The sequence below is a fragment of the Veronia pacifica genome, from assembly GCF_001707825.1.
GTDB classification, from domain to species: Bacteria; Pseudomonadota; Gammaproteobacteria; order Enterobacterales; family Vibrionaceae; genus Veronia; species Veronia pacifica.
The window spans coordinates 60,504-77,750 of sequence record NZ_LYBM01000025.1 but is presented as its reverse complement, the minus strand read 5'-3'; the positions used below and the strand labels follow the sequence as shown (position 1 = coordinate 77,750).

Annotated in this window: 17 protein-coding genes; 9 read left to right on the top strand and 8 right to left on the bottom strand. The window is 40.8% G+C overall.

Annotated features, from left to right (window positions below; genetic code table 11):
• A partial coding sequence (locus A8L45_RS13905) for a hypothetical protein (RefSeq protein ID WP_139122385.1) occupies positions 1–429 on the bottom strand: 429 nt, incomplete at its 3' end.
• Positions 430–1,170: 741 nt separating this feature from the next.
• Between A8L45_RS13905 and A8L45_RS13900 the strand changes: the two genes are divergently transcribed.
• Positions 1,171–1,938, top strand: coding sequence for an L-threonylcarbamoyladenylate synthase (locus A8L45_RS13900; RefSeq protein WP_068903288.1), 768 nt, complete (start codon positions 1,171–1,173; stop codon positions 1,936–1,938).
• Positions 1,939–2,110: 172 nt separating this feature from the next.
• On the opposite strand, the gene A8L45_RS13895 is transcribed toward A8L45_RS13900, so the two are convergent.
• Positions 2,111–2,671 (bottom strand): DJ-1/PfpI family protein, encoded by a 561-nt coding sequence (locus A8L45_RS13895; protein ID WP_068903278.1) that lies wholly within the window; start codon positions 2,669–2,671, stop codon positions 2,111–2,113.
• A 252-nt stretch (positions 2,672–2,923) separates the two neighbouring features.
• Here A8L45_RS13895 and A8L45_RS13890 point away from each other — a divergent pair, with 252 nt between their 5' ends.
• From A8L45_RS13890 to A8L45_RS13875, 4 genes are all read left to right on the top strand, one after another.
• On the top strand, positions 2,924–3,265 hold the full coding sequence (locus A8L45_RS13890; protein WP_068903277.1) for a metalloregulator ArsR/SmtB family transcription factor: 342 nt from the start codon (positions 2,924–2,926) through the stop codon (positions 3,263–3,265).
• 36 nt (positions 3,266–3,301) lie between these two features.
• Complete coding sequence (gene arsB / locus A8L45_RS13885) at positions 3,302–4,327, top strand: ACR3 family arsenite efflux transporter (protein WP_068903275.1); 1,026 nt, start codon at positions 3,302–3,304, stop codon at positions 4,325–4,327.
• 709 nt (positions 4,328–5,036) lie between these two features.
• Positions 5,037–5,465, top strand: coding sequence for a GNAT family N-acetyltransferase (locus tag A8L45_RS13880; RefSeq protein WP_068903273.1), 429 nt, complete (start codon positions 5,037–5,039; stop codon positions 5,463–5,465).
• Positions 5,466–5,733: 268 nt separating this feature from the next.
• Positions 5,734–7,344 (top strand): ABC transporter ATP-binding protein, encoded by a 1,611-nt coding sequence (locus tag A8L45_RS13875; RefSeq protein WP_068903270.1) that lies wholly within the window; start codon positions 5,734–5,736, stop codon positions 7,342–7,344.
• Between the two features lie 71 nt (positions 7,345–7,415).
• Here A8L45_RS13875 and A8L45_RS13870 read toward each other — a convergent pair whose 3' ends face one another.
• A complete protein-coding gene (locus tag A8L45_RS13870) occupies positions 7,416–8,984 on the bottom strand; it encodes a peptidoglycan-binding domain-containing protein (RefSeq protein WP_217492161.1) in 1,569 nt (522 codons plus the stop codon).
• 853 nt (positions 8,985–9,837) lie between these two features.
• On the opposite strand from A8L45_RS13870, the gene A8L45_RS13860 reads away from it, so the two are divergent.
• The gene (locus A8L45_RS13860; RefSeq protein ID WP_139122384.1) at positions 9,838–10,281 is read left to right on the top strand and encodes a GNAT family N-acetyltransferase; all 444 of its coding nucleotides are present in this window, start codon (positions 9,838–9,840) and stop codon (positions 10,279–10,281) included.
• Between the two features lie 225 nt (positions 10,282–10,506).
• Here A8L45_RS13860 and A8L45_RS13855 read toward each other — a convergent pair whose 3' ends face one another.
• The gene (locus tag A8L45_RS13855) at positions 10,507–11,805 is read right to left on the bottom strand and encodes a hypothetical protein (protein WP_068903266.1); all 1,299 of its coding nucleotides are present in this window, start codon (positions 11,803–11,805) and stop codon (positions 10,507–10,509) included.
• 560 nt (positions 11,806–12,365) lie between these two features.
• Here A8L45_RS13855 and A8L45_RS13850 point away from each other — a divergent pair.
• Positions 12,366–12,731, top strand: a complete 366-nt coding sequence (locus A8L45_RS13850; protein WP_068903264.1) for a hypothetical protein — start codon at positions 12,366–12,368, stop codon at positions 12,729–12,731.
• 240 nt (positions 12,732–12,971) lie between these two features.
• Here the strand turns inward: A8L45_RS13850 and A8L45_RS13845 are convergent, their stop codons facing one another.
• Positions 12,972–13,598 (bottom strand): hypothetical protein, encoded by a 627-nt coding sequence (locus A8L45_RS13845; RefSeq protein WP_068903263.1) that lies wholly within the window; start codon positions 13,596–13,598, stop codon positions 12,972–12,974.
• A gap of 485 nt (positions 13,599–14,083) precedes the next feature.
• Here A8L45_RS13845 and A8L45_RS25520 point away from each other — a divergent pair, with 485 nt between their 5' ends.
• Positions 14,084–14,206: a hypothetical protein gene (locus tag A8L45_RS25520; protein WP_281181521.1), complete on the top strand. Its 123-nt coding sequence runs from the start codon at positions 14,084–14,086 to the stop codon at positions 14,204–14,206.
• Positions 14,207–14,389: 183 nt separating this feature from the next.
• On the opposite strand, the gene A8L45_RS13840 is transcribed toward A8L45_RS25520, so the two are convergent.
• Positions 14,390–15,154 carry a phosphotransferase enzyme family protein gene (locus A8L45_RS13840; protein WP_068903260.1) on the bottom strand — a complete coding sequence of 255 codons (765 nt, stop codon included), beginning with the start codon at positions 15,152–15,154 and terminating at the stop codon, positions 14,390–14,392.
• A gap of 172 nt (positions 15,155–15,326) precedes the next feature.
• On the opposite strand from A8L45_RS13840, the gene A8L45_RS13835 reads away from it, so the two are divergent.
• Positions 15,327–15,881: a GNAT family N-acetyltransferase gene (locus A8L45_RS13835; RefSeq protein ID WP_068903258.1), complete on the top strand. Its 555-nt coding sequence runs from the start codon at positions 15,327–15,329 to the stop codon at positions 15,879–15,881.
• Between the two features lie 8 nt (positions 15,882–15,889).
• Here A8L45_RS13835 and pyrE read toward each other — a convergent pair whose 3' ends face one another.
• The gene (gene pyrE, locus A8L45_RS13830; protein WP_245680728.1) at positions 15,890–16,426 is read right to left on the bottom strand and encodes an orotate phosphoribosyltransferase; all 537 of its coding nucleotides are present in this window, start codon (positions 16,424–16,426) and stop codon (positions 15,890–15,892) included.
• A gap of 202 nt (positions 16,427–16,628) precedes the next feature.
• Complete coding sequence (locus A8L45_RS13825) at positions 16,629–17,138, bottom strand: phosphotransferase-like protein (RefSeq protein WP_083228343.1); 510 nt, start codon at positions 17,136–17,138, stop codon at positions 16,629–16,631.
• Positions 17,139–17,247 lie beyond the last annotated feature (109 nt).

Below are 17,247 nucleotides of genomic sequence, written 5' to 3'. Positions count from 1 at the left end.
ATTGTGGATATCGGTATCAAGGCGTTGTATTTCAGACTTTATTTCATTTAACTCTCTCAGTTGTTTGATATTAATTTCGCTATTCTGGGCATAATTAATTTCTCCCTCGATCTCTTGAAGTTCCAGCAGAGCGTCTAATCGCTTTTGTCTCAGAGAGGCAATAAGCTGAAAGAGAGACTCTCCATTCTCTGTGTTGAACAGATTTCCGAGATTTATAAATTCCGATAATATCTGCGCATTGAGCCCGGCCAAGTCAAGGACCTGATAGAGTGGAACCGTTTCACCTTTGTGATTAAGAGTGAGGGTACCTTTTGCAAGTAATAGTAAGCCATCCTCGATGAGAACAGGTTTACCATCCTGCCCAATTATTTTCAGATTAAAACCGTCAACACTGATGCTTTCAAGAGATGAAATATGAATATCTGACATACTGTTACCCGGATATCAAATTGAAAAAGGTGATAGTTAAATCTCCATTATTAATTTTAATCCAAGTGTTTTATATTTGAGGTTATTTTTCAGTATTTGACGTTATCAACTTTCGTTTTGAAGATGCTTGTATGAGAAACTAATAATTAAGCCCATATAAATTGGCGATATGTACGGAAATTCGAATAAATACTTACTCATCGTTCATTCAAGATGGTGGTCGGTAAAATATGATCATAGGCACGGAAAAATGAAGTGTAATGGGAGACTATGTTCTTTACTATATGTATATGTTAGTTTCACAAGTGACTTATTTAATGGGCGATTATAATTGATGTTGTTTTTAATTTTTATATCGATATTGCAATATAAATAACTATTAATTTTAACTCTTTAGATTCCATTGTCGGAATGATTAATTTCGTGTTTATTTATCTCATGATTTCTGAACAAGGTGCTCAAGTTGTTATCTTTACACCTTCTGTAATATTTTAAAATATGAATGTTCTCAAATATTCATTGTATCGACGTTCATACTCGCAAAAGTTTACTTGCCCCAGCTCCGGCTGCGTTTAAATTAACCATGTGCAACCAATGTGAGAAAAAGATACTCACTTCTCATTATCCTGAGATAAAGAACAGAAAAACTCATTTCATGACTGACCTTACTGGACTAACATACAACCCCATGATAATGATTATCATTAACAATCGTGTTATTAAATGAAATGTGGTGAGGGCATGACGGAAAAGTTTTCTTGGGATGGAGTATTGGTCGAGCAGGCAGCAGATTCGCTTGCTGATGGGAAAATGATAGTAAGCCCAACCAAAGTTGGTTACATCATAATGGCGTCGAACGAAGAAGGTTTGAAACGCAAATTTGATGCTAAGCAACGCAAGTTGAACAAGCCCGCTGTGGTGTTGTGTGGTTCTATGGAGCAACTGAAAGAATTAGCTGAATTAAATGAAGAGGTTGAATCATTTTATCAGTTGCATTGGGATCAAGATATCTTGATGGGTTGTATTGTACCGTGGAGAAAAGAGGCACTTGAGCAGCTGGATCCGAATGTTAGACAACTGGTGACTGATCCGAGAAACACCAGCTGTTTTGTTATCAAATTCGGAAAGCCATCTGAACAGATTGTCGCACATAACTGGGAACGCGGTATGTTAACGTTTGCAAGCTCTGCAAACCCCTCTGGTAAGGGCAATCGAGGCCAAGTTGAGTACATTGGCGATAGAATTGAAGCAGCAGCGGACCTCATTATTGAAGCTAATGATTTTGTTTCATCCATTCAACCTGACAAGACCGTCGAAACGCGTTACGAGCAGGGAGTCATGGTTTCGATGGTTGACGCAGACGGTACCTTAGTGCCTGAACAGAAAAATCAGCGTTCAATCACTCCCGCACCTGTGCTCATAAGAAAGGGACTGGATATTGATTCAATCCTGATTAACCTTTCATCAAGTTTCCAATCTTGGGATTACCGTCACGGTGAGTATTACTGATGCATTAATGGAGTAGGCTTTTAGCAATGTCGATAAGGGTTCTTTACGACATTGCTGGTAAGTGCTAAAGACATTTGTTGACGTAACAGTAGTGTTTCTCTGTTTGGTTAAGGCATAAAGTCCAATACTGCAGGTTTATGCCTCAACCAAACGTTATCCAGTAAGCTGATTTTTATTTGAAAAGCTTCACAAACTGGCTGAGCATTGCGGGGTGAGCAGGCCACGCCGGCGCCGTGACTAAGTTGCTATCAGTGATAGCCTGATCCATTTCAATATGCACGAATTCTGCACCTGCTGCTTCTACTTCAGGCTGACAAGCCGGGTAAGCGGATACTTTTTTACCCTCAATTACGCCAGCTGCCGTCAGAAGCTGAACACCATGACATATAGATGCGATAGGTTTACCTGCGGCAAAAAAGTTTTGAATGAGCCCAATTACCTGCGTATTTAACCGCAAATATTCGGGTGAGCGTCCTCCGGGTATGTATAGCGCGTCATAATCTTCTGCTTCAACCGAGTCGAAATTAGCATTGAGAGTAAAGTTATGACCTCTTTTCTCTGTATAGGTCTGATCACCCTCAAAATCGTGTATTGCAGTAGCGATGTTTTCACCTGCAGATTTTCCTGGACAGACTGCATCAACCTGATGCCCCATAGCCATTAATGCTTGAAAAGGAACCATATTTTCATAGTCTTCGACAAAGTCGCCCGTGATCATAAGAATTGTTGCCATGTCTTTTCACTCCTCATTATCGTGTTCTGCAGCATCTCAATTAAATGTTAAGAGGTAACCATTGAACACCGAGAATAAATCATAAATTCGACCTGTCTCTCTTATTGGGGTGTTTATATATTATCAATGTCAACCATTGTTAACTGTTCAACGCATTTAGAAATCTCATCATTTTGGTAGATATCCTGACTATTAAAAACGCTAAAAAACATATATGATTTTCCATATATGATTAGTCAGTCAGGAACTGCGATGTGCCCGTTGTCTTTTTTTAAGTGTCTTGCAGATGAAACCCGCCTTTCTTTGATATTACTGATAAAAGAGAGAGGAGAGTTGTGTGTTTGTGACCTCATTACTGGCCTTGCTCTCAGTCAACCGAAAATTTCGCGTCACCTAGCTCAGTTACGTAAATGTGGCCTTCTTGTTGGTCGCAAGCAAGGCCAGTGGGTGTTTTATCAGATTAATCCTGAGCTGGAGAAGTGGTGTCTGAATGTACTCAATGAGACGCTAAAAAATAATGATGCGGTGATTGAGAGAGCCGTTATCCGCCTAGACGAGATTAAAAATCAGTCTGGTTCGACTGGCTGTTGTTAATCGTATTTTCAAATCTAAAAATCAAAGGAAATGTAAATGGGGATGTTTGAGCGGTACCTTTCTTTATGGGTAGCATTGTCTATTGCTGTCGGTGTTATTGCAGGCAGTTTAATTCCGGGTGTATTTGCAACGATCGCGAGTGCTGAAATATTTCAGGTCAATCTGGTTGTTGCAGTACTTATTTGGATCATGATTTATCCCATGATGGTTCAGATCGACTTCTCATCGCTAAAAGAGGTTGGAAGTAAACCAAAAGGGTTAGTGTTAACAGTAGTGATAAATTGGTTGATCAAACCTTTCTCCATGGCCTTGTTGGGATGGTTGTTTTTCCAAGTGTTATTTGTTGAGTGGGTCGACCCGGCATCAGCTAAAGAATACATTGCTGGTATGATTCTCCTTGGTGTTGCGCCGTGTACGGCAATGGTTTTTGTATGGAGCCAAATGACGAAAGGAGACCCTAATTACACCTTGGTTCAGGTTTCACTAAACGATGTGATAATGGTTTTTGCTTTTGCACCAATCACTGCATTTTTGTTGGGCGTCAGTGATATACAAGTTCCATGGCAAACCCTTCTGCTTTCTGTGTCTCTTTACGTTATATTGCCACTTTTGGCAGGTGTGTTTACCAGACTAGCGTTAGTTAAACGTGGCGATACATCGATGCCAGTATTTATGGCCAGATGTAAACCATGGTCAATAATTGGTTTGCTCGGCACAGTAGTGTTGTTATTTGGTTTTCAGGCCAACACCATTTTGCAACAACCAACAACGATAGCTATGATTGCTATCCCGCTTCTCATACAAACTTACGGCATATTTGCTATCGCCTACTGGGCAGCAAAGAAAGCGAATCTCCCCCACAATATTGCTGCTCCTGCCAGCATGATAGGAACATCAAATTTTTTTGAACTGGCTGTTGCAGTCGCGATTTCATTGTTTGGATTGAACTCAGGGGCAGCATTGGCAACTGTAGTGGGCGTTTTGGTAGAGGTTCCTGTTATGTTGTCGCTGGTATATTTCGCAAACCGAACCCGTCATTGGTTTCCTGCAACAGGTCATTAAGTTTCCCAATTTCTATATATGGCAGCACAAGCCCGTGCTGTTATTTTTGGACATTAAAAACTTAGGCCTGCATTTTCGAGTGAATTTATCGCCTTACTTATATTTTCTACTATGAGACCAAAATAATATTGTCTAATATTTTAGGCATTATTTTGATGGTTGTTTTTGAATTAATAAGGGATTAATTTCTGTATATTTATAAAAAGCATTTAAATTTATAAGGTTATTAGGGTTTCAAAAATATCTTTTCCTGAAGCTTTTGCCTTTTACCCTCAACGGCCCTAGTAAATAAAAGGTATATTTATATCAGCTAGCCATTTCAAGGCTTAATTTACGTTAAGTCAATCGCATAAAGCTACACCTTCTATTTATTCGTTTTATCATTTAAATAGTATTAGCGACCGCCAACTGCGGGTGAAATCACCCGCCAACCTTTCGCCCGAAGTTCCGGCATTACACCGGCGTGAAATTGGTGGTTCTGCTCCCCATTTTTCTATATGCAACCACTGTCACCTCGGGCTCTTTTTATCATTAAAAAATGCGGTTTTCCAGCCACTGAGATTTGCCGGTATTTCTTTTTCGCCAGTCCGATTTTTAACGACGACACTTTGCAACACGACTCCAGAAAACTCATTTGACTGCTTCTTTATGAAGCTTTGGTGGATATAGTAGACGTATGCTTTTTCTCTACAAGGAAACCTCAAAACATATGTCACATGTAAAAATCATCCCGTCAACCGACAAAAACTATGCAAGAAACATTACCCAAGAAAATATGGTTATCTACTACCAAAAAAGGAAGATAGAGTGGGATGACCAACTATTTGAACAAAGCTGGAAGGACTTTGACAATTTTGAAGTCTGGTGCGACCAAACGCGTGTTGGCGTTGTACGATTTTGTATTGACGACCAAGATTGCCGACTTCGTGATTTACAGATTGAAACAAACTCTCAGGGCAGGGGTATAGGCACTGCCTGTCTTGATTTCGCCCGTCAATATGCCTTGGATAATCACTGCGAAAAGGTGTGGTTACGTGTGTTTCCGGAAAACCCGGCAGTAAAACTATACGAAAGGGCCGGCTTTAGAACATATTCTAGTGGTGATGACCTCTGTGAAATGGTGATGGATTACTTGTAATTGTCTATTAAAAACTGTATTAACCATATAGTATTCTGTATTGCTTAATTTTGATGGCAGTCTATTTGCCACAACATAATGTCCTGACTGACGGGCCAGTTGATTAAAGTCATCATTGGTCTTTTTTATCGTGTGGACTGGAATACCGCACATCCAGTCAGGCTGAGATCTGTATTTCAAAGTCTATTTGTCCCATCAAGATTTGATTGCATTTCTCAACTTTGTAACGATAATCGTTATCAATTGCATTTCAAAAGGATAATTAAAAATGCGCCAAGAGCACCCACTTCTGGAAGTAAAAGACTTGTCGGTAACATTTAAAATGGACTCCGGCGACGTTGATGCAGTGAAAGGCTTGTCCTTCACTCTTGAAAAAGGACAGACACTGGCACTGGTCGGGGAGTCGGGCTCTGGTAAGTCTGTATCTTCAAGTGCAGTAATGGGGCTGTTGCCGCCTAACGCTCGTCTACCTGATGAAAGTGTTATTCGGTTTCAGGGGCAAGAAGTCATGTCTATGCCGGAAAAAGAACTGCGTGCCCTCCGTGGTGACCGAATCGCAATGATTTTTCAGGAACCGATGACATCCCTTAACCCTTTCATGAAAGTTGGCGAACAAGTTGCTGAAGCGATTTGCCTTCATCGCAAAGTGTCTAAGAGTGACGCGATGAAAGAAACTCTGGCTCTATTCAATAAAGTGCAGCTTCCTGAGCCAGAGAAACGAATTGATAAATATCCACATGAGTTTTCGGGTGGTCAGCTGCAAAGGATTATGATTGCCATGGCATTGGCAAATAAACCGGATATTTTGATTGCCGATGAACCAACGACGGCATTGGACGTGACTGTTCAGGCTGAAGTACTCCGCCTCATTAAAGATATTCAAGCCGAAATGGGTATGGCGATCCTGTTCATTACTCACGACCTGGGTGTAGTAAGGCATTTTGCTGACGATGTCGTTGTAATGTGTAAAGGTGAAAAGGTCGAAACAGGCACAGTTTCAGAGGTGTTTGACCATCCTAAACACGATTACACTAAGATGCTGTTGGATGCTGAACCCAAGCCACAACCTCGTAGTCGAGAAGAGAAAGATGATCTCCTAATCGTTGATGATGCTAAGGTTCGTTATGTCTTAAATAAAGATTTCTTTGGCCGCCCAACTGATTTCGTTGATGCGGTAAAAGGTATCAGTCTGCGTATCAAGCAGGGACAGACAGTGGGCATTGTTGGTGAATCCGGTTCAGGCAAATCGACCCTTGGGCGGGCAATCATGCAGATGTTGCCGTATTCTGGGTCTGTTTTCTTTAATGGCGAGAACATTGAGAAATTGGATAAGCAAGCGCGATTTGATTTAAAGCGCGACATGCAGATGGTGTTTCAAGACCCCTATGGTTCGCTTTCTCCAAGAATGACTATCAGTGAGATCATCACTGAACCTCTGACAGTTTTCACTAATCTGAATAAGAAAGAGAGAATGGAGAGAGCGAGGAAAGCCCTTGCGGAAGTGCGTCTTGACCCAACCAGTGTTAACCGTTACCCACATGAATTTTCTGGCGGTCAGCGTCAACGTATTGCTATTGCTCGTGCCCTGATTCTGGAGCCTAAATTTATCCTACTGGATGAGCCAACCTCAGCGCTGGATCGCTCAGTGCAACTTACCGTGCTCGAACTCTTGCAGGATATTCAGAAAAAACGAAATATAACGTATCTTTTCATTAGCCATGATCTCTCCGTTGTTCGGGCTATTTCTGACCATGTAATTGTTATGCAGCATGGGGAAGTCGTAGAGCAGGGAACGCCGGAAAAGATCTTCGACGCACCGGAAATGGATTATACCAAGCGACTTATTGATGCATGTATGCTGATTGACGATGTGGCATAAAAACACATCAGAAGATTGACGAAAAAAAGCCCCTTTCGGGGCTTTTTGCGTATGTTTGTGTAATAGCTAGTTTACTTAGGTGAAACGCCCAGTGCTTTGACTGTTGCAATGTTTAAGTACTTGTCAACAGGCAGGCTGTTATCTTTTTGGAAAGCATTTACCGCTGACATAGTGTCGCGTCCAATAACGCCATCAATATTACCCGGGTTGTAACCCTTGGTCTTCAGTGCACGCTGGATGTCACCAATACGGCTTCGCGTCATATTAGTTTCACAGAGAATAGAACGCCATTCCATAAAGCCTTTGGCAACGATCTCATCTTGTTGAACGGTTTTGTACTGAGCCGGGATAACCGTTCTCTTCACATCAGCTTCTTTAACCAGTTTTTGAACGTTGACGGTTGTGAACTGTGCAGGTATTGCAACTGTTTCAAAGCCTGCTGGTTTGACCAATACGCGCTTCTGAACGGTTTTATATTGTGCAGGTTGTTCCACTAAGCAAATCTTGTTACCAGTACGCGTTGATTTCGGCAGGCTTTTGTCGTGGACTTCATGCCAGACATACTGGCCGTCTTCAACCAGTTTTTTCTTGGAGACAGTGGCATATTTTGCAGGGACTGTAGTGCGTGACTCACTGGCCGGAGTTGCTAATTCCTGAACTTTCACTGTCTTGTAAACCGCTGGGATGTTGACAGTTTTTGTTGTTGCCGGAGTCTTCAGCACTTGCTTATATACAGTACGATATGTTGCGGGTACGTCAACAAGACACATTATCTCGCCTGTTGATTCATCAATTTTCTGAATTGCCCCTGTACCTTTCTTCCAAACCTGGTGAGCAGGCTTATCAATGACTTGTTCCGAGACCCTTTCATATACGGCTGGGACAGTCTCAACACGCGTGGACGCCTCTTTAACTAAAATACGCTTCTCAACGGTACGATATTGGGCGGGTACAGGTGTGATTGTCTCACTGGCTTCACTAACGAGTACCTGATCATTAACTGTTTCATATTTCGCAGCTAAGTAATGCTCGTGGTAACACACATTAGGTTTAGCATCGTCGATATTAATGCCATATCTTTTCGCGGTAGCTATAACGGCATCCGATGCTGGAGCGGCACTTGCGCGAGGTTCAACGTGCCAACTTCTGCTAGCTTCACTAATAAGTAGTTTTTCAGGACGGGTTTCATAAACAGCAGCGGTTGGGACGATCTTCGAAGCAGCATCAGAAACGAGTACTTTTTCCTGCACGGTTTGATAACTAGCGGGAATTGTTTCTAGAATTTCGCTCTCGCTCTTAACAAGAACTTGCTTCTCTACTTTTTTGTACTTCGGCTCAACCCAGATTCGAGCGTAACATTCACCAGCTGATGCATTTGGCGGAAGTAACTCTTCGTCGTTTGCGCCCTTACTTGAATCTGCGGCCTGAGATTGTGCGCTAATAGCAGCCACCTGACTCGCAACTTCTGCTTCGCGTTTTGCCAACGATGCTTCCCGGCTTTGCAGTTGGTCTTCTTTCTGCTTAATCTCGTCTAGCTTGGCCTGTGTATTAGCAGTAGACGTACAGCCTGCGAGTGAAAAAATGCCTGTCATTACCAGTAATGACAGTTTAAATTTTGAGTTGAATTTGTGTTCGTGCATTTTTGCTTACCTTTCAGTTAACACACAATGCCTACCTTTCAATACTTCCCTGACAAGGTAGTTATGTTCATCATTAATTAGGATTATTTGTTTAATTGCTTGATAAATGTTGCTTTGAGTATTAATTCTCGATGACTATTTCTCGTAAGATTTTAAAATGACGGCGTAAATATAGCACTGATAAAGAAACTAAATCATATATTAAAGTCAGTCCTTTCTCACTTATAAAGCATATTATTCAGGTGTAAAACCATTTGCTTATAATTTATGTGATCTATTTCGTTTATGTTGTATATTAAGGTGTATAACAAATGAGAGTCATCTTTATATTTAGTTTCATTTGCGGTATTCATTCAAGATGCTGTTTATTATAGAAAAGTTACTTTCATACAATTTGTTATGAACAGGATTTCATTTCAAAATCATACTGCTTAAATAGAACAAAATTTATTTTAATACGACATTATTTTTATTACTTGATTTTGAATGTTTAAATGAGAAATTTTTGTTTTAAATGACTGTTCGTTTTCTACCTTTTTTTAAGGGTAAGATTATTAACGATTGAGTGATATATTAATAATATAAACGCTGATCACCATACCCGAGATTATATTTCTAAATAAACGATAGTTGTGTAGTCTCGTTTATGCATCATGGATTGCCAGATACATAGACACTTCATCTCTGATGCGATATCGATTTGCCTCGCATCTTCCTATATTTCGTATTTCCCGCCGTTTTGTTTCGCTCTTGATTGAGTATCCTATTTGTCTGAGCAATCTGATCCGCATTGAGCGTTTTGGTATTGCATTGAATAAAAAGGTTTACTCGGAACAAGAACTGGAGAAAACAGTTGAAGATAGAGTACGTATCTGTGACTAAACGTGATGGTGAGAGTTTATATCCAATATTTAAAGAGACAATGCTGCCTGTCATAGATAGCTCCCTTGGCTGGGATGAGACTTTTCAGCACAGGGGGTTTACGTCATGCCTGAAACTGGAATGGTTTAAATGGATAGTCGTCGATGGACAGCAAGCAGGCTACACCTGTATTGAGGAAACTGAGAAGAAACTGTGTTTGCATTTCATCATCATAAAATCAAGTTTTCAGCGCCGTGGTATCGGCATGGCAGTCATGGATGATCTTGTAGAGCGATCGGTTACTCTCGGCTGGTCACTTACGTTCTCATGTTTTAAAACCAACAGCGATGCATTAGATTTTTACTCTTCACTGGGCTTTAGAGTGTCTGATGAAGATACTCACTTCGTCCATTTTTTGTACCATAGATCGGACTAATAAGTTCCTGAGTAACTCATCTTTTATGGTTTCACCATGAGAGAAAATGCGATAGACAGAAATAAGGCTCAGAAAAGGAACATGCAAAATATCGTAATGAAACCGTTTTTCATGCAGATAAAGAATGAAGTGAGATATCTACTTATTTACGAGTAAAAGTAATAAAGCGCCATTTAAAGGCTCTCCATTGAGGACTAACTGCGTGTTTCGGTGGTTAAGGACGTATTATTCAGTACAGTAAGTACCCTGGCAGATTCGAATACGAACGCCCATAAATGAAGACTCGCCCGCGCTATTCTGTTGCAGCCACTTTCTGAAATACAGATTATTCCATTCACGCGAAACCACTGTCCCAACATTGTTATTAATGACAGTTGGGTACCAGCGACCATGGTCTCCTTCACCCTTCTTGAAAAGCACTATAGGCTTTTCAAAATAAGGCAGGTTATCAGCCGCTGATATCATAATATCGCCATCCCATTTATGATATACCATCAGCCATTTCTGTATTTTGGTATTCCATGTCACTGATGGGTTGGCGCCGTTAAAATATTCAACGCGACCATTTTTTGAGTATTGTAAATGGACTGCTCGGTCATTCACCGGGTCTGCACCAAAATTCGAACCATCCCATTTTTTCCAAGAAGAAGGCTTTGCTGATTTATCGTAACTTGCTGCCGCAGTTAACGCCGCTCTGCCATTATCAAGTTTATTCATTAAAATCGCTACCCAACGACTATTCTTAAAGTCCCATACAACAGCGCCATCTCCTATACCACGCCACTCAGGTTTGGATGGCTTCGTCCCATCGGATACGATTATCTCACTCTGACCCCACGTATTGCCCCAGTCATTACTGCACAAAACGCTAAAAGTTTTATACGCCATTGGTGGGCCCCCAGATACCGAAGGTTTAGGTCCACCTTGTCCTCGATAATGATCTTCAGCGTGACCAAAGCCGATTAAACGACCATCACCATTGCCGACATCAAACACAGACATCAGCCACTCTCCACCATCATTATATTTTTCCTGCGTATCTGGGTATTTACCACCAACAACATGATTTGCAGGAGATAAAGATGTTTGATTTTCAGGCAAGCCTCCCGAACCGCTTGTTCGATAACTCTTTGAGCCCGGGATAAAGTTGATCATTTTGTTAGATTGCGTGTCTTTGATGACACTTATTTGACCATCTGGTGACCAGTTGTATATCGGTAGTCCGACATTGTTATTCACAAGATACTCTTGCCCGATCCAAAAGCTCCATTGATTCTGCGAATTACTGTCAGAATACCTTTTGAAAGCCGGGGCATTATTATCAAAAGAACAGCCATTTTTGGCGGAAGGTAATGTCGATGTGTCCTCAATAGGCTCTGGTTTGGACCCTGGTTTAGGCCCTTGATTACATCCCCCAAAAATAATATAGCCCGCATTAGCCGTATTAGGAATACTCGTTAATATAAAACTGGTAAATAATATACAAAGTATTGCATTGAACCTTATATCTATAAATAAATTCATTATCTTTCTCTTTTATTTTGTTTCACTTAACAATAAAAGAGATGGACTGGGCGATCAAATGTTATTTATTTCTTAAAAAGGTAAATAATTGATTATTATTCTAAAGGTATAAATTAATATTTTTAAGTATAATAATAATGACCAAATATATATTACTTAATGCCCAGTAAATAAGTAATATATACCGATATATACTTGGTGGAACATGTATATTATTTCAGCATTAAAAACGAAATATCATCGTATGTACCAAAGCCATCTGACGATGCGGTATTCAGCTAAATTCACTCACATCCTGCTCAAGGCGTTAATTTTCAGCTGAAGTAATTTTCATCAAAATGCATTTGTATCTCCGTTAATTAAGCAGCTTTGTCGATATAATTACGAATACATGGTTAAAAAAATACCTTTTACCACAGTAAAGTTTCTCAATAATGAAAAACGTTGTATCGTGATAGGCCAAAGTATTTTTCGCTCAGAAGGGAAAGCTAACCACCGTAACTTTTGCAGCAATGACTTTGTCTCGCCCATAATGTCTAGAGAAAATAAGGATTCAATACATGCTGAAAAAACTCGGTTTTTTAGCTGAAAAAATGCAATGGTTTGTACCAGTGGCTCTTTTGTTGCTTCTACTTAGTGTTGTGATCTTCTCCGCGTCAATTTTTGGGCTGTTCAGCATCAATCATGATCAATTTTTGATTCCGAGTTTCCTAGTAGGTATCTGGTCTTTGAACATCTACGTCTTTTTGAGTGGTTTTGCTGCGATACCCGAGCCAGTTAACCCGAGGATGTCCCTCTGGCAAAAAATAAAGACGAAGGCCAAGCGCGGTTTATATCATCTCTCCGCTATAGCTTTTGTGATTTTGAACATGGCAGTATTGTTCCTGTCTATTAGGATGTTGCGGGTATGGTTCGGGTTATTCTGATACTGTTAGCAACGTTGTCGTTTTGATTGTGTGATCGGTTTGATGATAATTTTCTGTCACTGACTGACGCCTTGTTGTCTGTAATCCGGGAATAGTATGTGACGCATTGATCAGCCCTGTGTCAATTGATGTAGTACACATTGACATGCAGGTGATTCCGCTAAGCGGAAGGGTGACCCGGCCATAATCAGACCGGGTCACAGAATGCAACATCAAGTCAGCGGCGAAAAAATCCCATAATCATTCAAAACTCCACGATGATGGGGGGCTGAATCCGAATTTGTTCTCCAATACCTCAACTTTTATTTTGGTTTCTACATGGATATCTCGAAGAATAGTCAGATTTTGCAGTACAGCCTGCATCTCTGAATTTTTCATATCCTCCATGCGTCCTTGGTAGCCCAATTCCTTAAGAGTGTTTTGGTACATTTCTTTTCGTTGTTTCAGCACCTCAAGCTTCTGCATTTCATCCTTGTATTCTTTATATGCAGTTTTTGAATCCCATTGATTAGCAGTTTGCTGATACTGCCGTTTAAATGACTCCTGTTTTGAAGTGTATGTACCTCCACTATTTTCAAGAACAACAGGAACTTGTTCCTGGGGTGGTGGAGATTTGAGTGGTGAAGATTTGGTCTTGTAGTTACCATGATATTCATCACCAAGTTTTGTAACTCTGTTTCCTGAGTTATAGTTGATGCCTGTGTTATATTCCCCGGTACCCGGTCCTCGTTGTTGAGGTAGAGGCTTTAGAGGGGGGATCGTTGTGTAGCCTCCCATCCATTCTGGAGTAGTGAACTTTTCTGGTGGCGAATAACCAACTTTCTCACAGACTATCGCATTAAACTTGAGATAGACTGGCTTTACCATAGCGTCTCCTCTGCAAAATACAGAAAGTTGACAGCATCATTGCTAATGTTCCGTTTTGAGTGTTATACGGATTGGCAAAGTGTTTTAGGCTTTTCTCCCTAAAGAGGAAAATATCCGACCTTGTTGAATTTTTATTTTTCTCTACATAGGAATTCCTTGTGTTTGCATGCACCTAGATAGTAGGTGAATGCAGGCAACACTCAGTTCCATTCTTGTCCTTATTTATTTATCTAAGCGATTGATTTTGTTCTCTTATGACTATAGTGATTTTCTGTAATGTATTGTTTTTCTTACTCTAATTTATAGTGTTACATTAAATGTTTTGTCTTATTTGAATTTTCAATGGTGCATATTGAAATCATTCATTAGCGATATGTGTAAAAAGCCGAATAGTCAAAATTATTGGGTGACGTGAAAGAATAAAAGGACAAAGAAGATGCAGCTCTATATCACCAATAAAATTACCCATTCTGTTTGTTAAGGGGATGGATGGTGCTGAAAAAGTACGGTTTGCGTTTGAGGAAAATGTCTCACCAGTTACCCAGAGGTTTAAAACCCGTGAAGTAAGCCTCAATGCATTGGCGAAAGCCTTCATGGATGAATATTAAATAGTGATGTCGTAAGGTGTTGGATTGTGCGAGATAAAAGTACTGTCAATGAAGGCGAGGTCAGCGAATATAGCCGATTAATGAGCCAGTGACTGTGTTCATTACCATGGAATGAGATCCTGAGGAAAAGCCATCATAGTGCTGTTTCGATGGCTTTTATTTTTAATCAAACTTATAGGCTGGTTAAGTAATACCTGAGGTGATGATTTGGTTATGTTGCCTGAGATAAGTGATGTCGTTCTGATAGGCGATTCCGTGGCCTGTCGATAAATCCGCATCGAATTGCCGATCACCGGACTCTGCCTCACTCACCATAAACGCTATCAGACTTTCGAGTCTAATGATCATGAATTCAACCAGTGTATGGCGATGCTCCTTAGAAGCGTCGTAAGCATCAAGAAAAATCTTTGCCCGTTCTATTTGCTGTTCAAGGGTTCCCATTGAATCATATTCATGCGTTTTAAATGGCGCCCAACAATACACGGAATACGCCAGATCCCAAATACGGGGACCCGGATGTGCAGTATCAAAATCAAACACACCACTCACCGATGTTTTATCAAGTGCTACGTTATAAGGTGCAAAGTCTCCGTGACAAATGACTTCAGTTGGTTCACGTGCTGGTAGCATCCATACTGGTTTTTCTACCTGTTTTAAAAATCCAATGGATGCATCATGTAAGTTTCTTAACAGCTTGGCCGCAGATATCAGTGCTTCAGTAGAGGCTATATGACCATTTAGCGGATAGTCAAAGGTATCGCCTTCAACATAGCTAAGTTGCTCTTCTGTAGGAGTAAGGGCAATGACATGCGGACATTGAGTAAACTCCTGCAAATGCAAATGGGTCAGTAAGGCATGTATTGTGTTCGACCAAGGCTTTGCTGGTCGGATAACAGTCTGATTGTCTCTGTAAATCGATCTTTCTCTGCCGCCTGACAAGACTTCCATATACTCTCCAATTTATAATTATCAGCATTATTTTATTCCGCTTTGCCATTGATAATTAACTCGATCATGATAATTGCGGCTCTCATCGAACTTATTATTTATAGAAGGTTTTTCTCCTTATTTATCAGTGGTAGCGTAAGTAGACATCGCCATGGATAGCAGTAGGAGAAGTATGTTTACTATAGATATTGATAACGAGATTTCATTGGCGCTGGTTCAGCCTTCATTCGCGGCCAAGCTATATAAAATTGTATCGTCGCAGCAAGAGTATTTAAATCAGTGGTTACCATGGCCTAAGTATTGTCAGAAAGAGCAGGATTTTGATGGTTTCATTAAAAGTTCGCTTGCAGCCTTTGCTGAAAATAAAGGTATGACAACGGCGATCATTTATCAGGGAGAGCTGGTTGGAATCGTAAGTTATAACGACATTTCTCTCGCTCTGAAAAAAGGGGTTATCGGATATTGGCTCAGTGAACCCTTTCAAGGCAAGGGAATCATCAGCAGAGCTGTTTCCATGATTATCCACATGGGCTTTGAACACTATCAGTTGGAAAAAGTTGAAATTCGTGCCGCAACAGAAAACATCGCAAGCCGCTCAGTGGCAGAGCGGTTGCATTTCGAGCTGGAAGGCGTGATCACAAACGCTGAAAATCTTCATGGTCGTATTATCGACCACGCAGTCTACGGGTTATCCTTCGATACCTGGCAGTCAAAAAACTCAGATTAAAACTTTCTTTAAAGAGCCGTTTCTAGCTGAGATTTAGTGAAGAGTGGGGTGAATTCAAGCCCCATTTTTTCGAGGTTTTCGCGGCCACCAGCCTGGCGGTCAATGACACAAATTACCTTGCTGATAAGCGCGCCTTGCGCCCGTAGCTTGGTGACGGCGTCCATGATTGCGCCCCCAGATGTGACTACATCTTCGATAATGACCAGTTCTTTCCCAGCCACATTACCACCCTCAGCTAACTTGCATGTGCCATACTGTTTGGCTTCTTTGCGAACAAATAACACATTAGTTTTTGTATGAAGAGATAGGGCCGTTGCGACAGGAATTCCCCCCATTTCTAAACCGGCAAGAAAGTCATATTTTTCAGGGAGCAGAGAGGCGACATGTTCAGCGATTGATTGGAGTATTTCTGGTTTTGCCTCGAAAAGGTATTTATCAAAATACTGGTCGGCAATAACCCCAGACCTTAACTTGAATTCACCTGTTATATGCGCGGTGTGATAAATGGCTCGCGCAAGTTGGTCAAGATTCATGGTTTCCTCCATATTATTATCCTGCTTTTTTGAGCCGGAACATAATGACATTAACTTTTAAAACCATGCCTTTTTGTAAAGTAATTTGCGAAGTAGACTGAAACACAATGATATTTTTTGAAGCTATTTAAACCATAGGGCTCTTAAACATCCGATACAAAAGCTAAGAAAACACGAATAAGCTTTTTTCTGATGTTAAATTACTTGGGCAACGTCAGTATTTTTGTAAAACTTCAACTATCTTTTTTGCGGCCTCTTGGGTGGATAATTTATCGGTATCAATCATCAGGTCATATTTTACGCCGTGGTGAACACGGTAGTACTGTTCAACAGAAGAGCCCAGTGTCCTGTAACCACGAGCAATCTCTCGTTGCTCCAGAGACGTGATAGAACAGGCTAATCCTACTGTGAACACAGAGTCGTTTTTCAGTTCATCCAGCCAGATATTGACTTCCCGGCTGCCGTCTGCCACATCATCGATAATAAGATTGTGACCTGCATTAAGAAGCGTTTTCACGCACAGATGAAACGCATCATTTATTTTTTTGCCATAAGAGCCGGAATAAACCCTCATGCCTGTTTTGCCGTTGGGAAGCGCGACGGATTGCCAACTGAAACCGTCAGCCGGCGCTGTATCGTGCCAGTTGTTTGCCTTACCTGGCATCATATCAATAAATGTGTCGATACCTATGTGCAAGTAATAATCAGATAATTGGGATTGCAACGCTTAGGCAAGCGTGCTTTTGCCTGAGCCACTTGGCCCGTTAATATAAATAATATTGACACGTTTTTTCGCCGATTGTTGAGTATCGTTTGTCATCACTTAACCACTA

Excerpts from the sequence above, each read along its gene's own strand:
- A8L45_RS13840 (WP_068903260.1), bottom strand. The coding sequence starts at position 15,154 with ATGGAAGTCTTGTCAGGCGGCAGAGAAAGATCGATTTACAGAGACAAT.
- A8L45_RS13875 (WP_068903270.1), top strand. The coding sequence starts at position 5,734 with ATGCGCCAAGAGCACCCACTTCTGGAAGTAAAAGACTTGTCGGTAACA.
- A8L45_RS13870 (WP_217492161.1), bottom strand. The coding sequence starts at position 8,984 with ATGCACGAACACAAATTCAACTCAAAATTTAAACTGTCATTACTGGTA.
- A8L45_RS13845 (WP_068903263.1), bottom strand. The coding sequence starts at position 13,598 with ATGGTAAAGCCAGTCTATCTCAAGTTTAATGCGATAGTCTGTGAGAAA.
- A8L45_RS13880 (WP_068903273.1), top strand. The coding sequence starts at position 5,037 with ATGTCACATGTAAAAATCATCCCGTCAACCGACAAAAACTATGCAAGA.
- A8L45_RS13900 (WP_068903288.1), top strand. The coding sequence starts at position 1,171 with ATGACGGAAAAGTTTTCTTGGGATGGAGTATTGGTCGAGCAGGCAGCA.
- A8L45_RS13890 (WP_068903277.1), top strand. The coding sequence starts at position 2,924 with ATGTGCCCGTTGTCTTTTTTTAAGTGTCTTGCAGATGAAACCCGCCTT.
- arsB (WP_068903275.1), top strand. The coding sequence starts at position 3,302 with ATGGGGATGTTTGAGCGGTACCTTTCTTTATGGGTAGCATTGTCTATT.
- A8L45_RS13850 (WP_068903264.1), top strand. The coding sequence starts at position 12,366 with ATGCTGAAAAAACTCGGTTTTTTAGCTGAAAAAATGCAATGGTTTGTA.
- A8L45_RS13855 (WP_068903266.1), bottom strand. The coding sequence starts at position 11,805 with ATGAATTTATTTATAGATATAAGGTTCAATGCAATACTTTGTATATTA.
- pyrE (WP_245680728.1), bottom strand. The coding sequence starts at position 16,426 with ATGGAGGAAACCATGAATCTTGACCAACTTGCGCGAGCCATTTATCAC.
- A8L45_RS13895 (WP_068903278.1), bottom strand. The coding sequence starts at position 2,671 with ATGGCAACAATTCTTATGATCACGGGCGACTTTGTCGAAGACTATGAA.
- A8L45_RS25520 (WP_281181521.1), top strand. The coding sequence starts at position 14,084 with ATGGATGGTGCTGAAAAAGTACGGTTTGCGTTTGAGGAAAATGTCTCA.
- A8L45_RS13835 (WP_068903258.1), top strand. The coding sequence starts at position 15,327 with ATGTTTACTATAGATATTGATAACGAGATTTCATTGGCGCTGGTTCAG.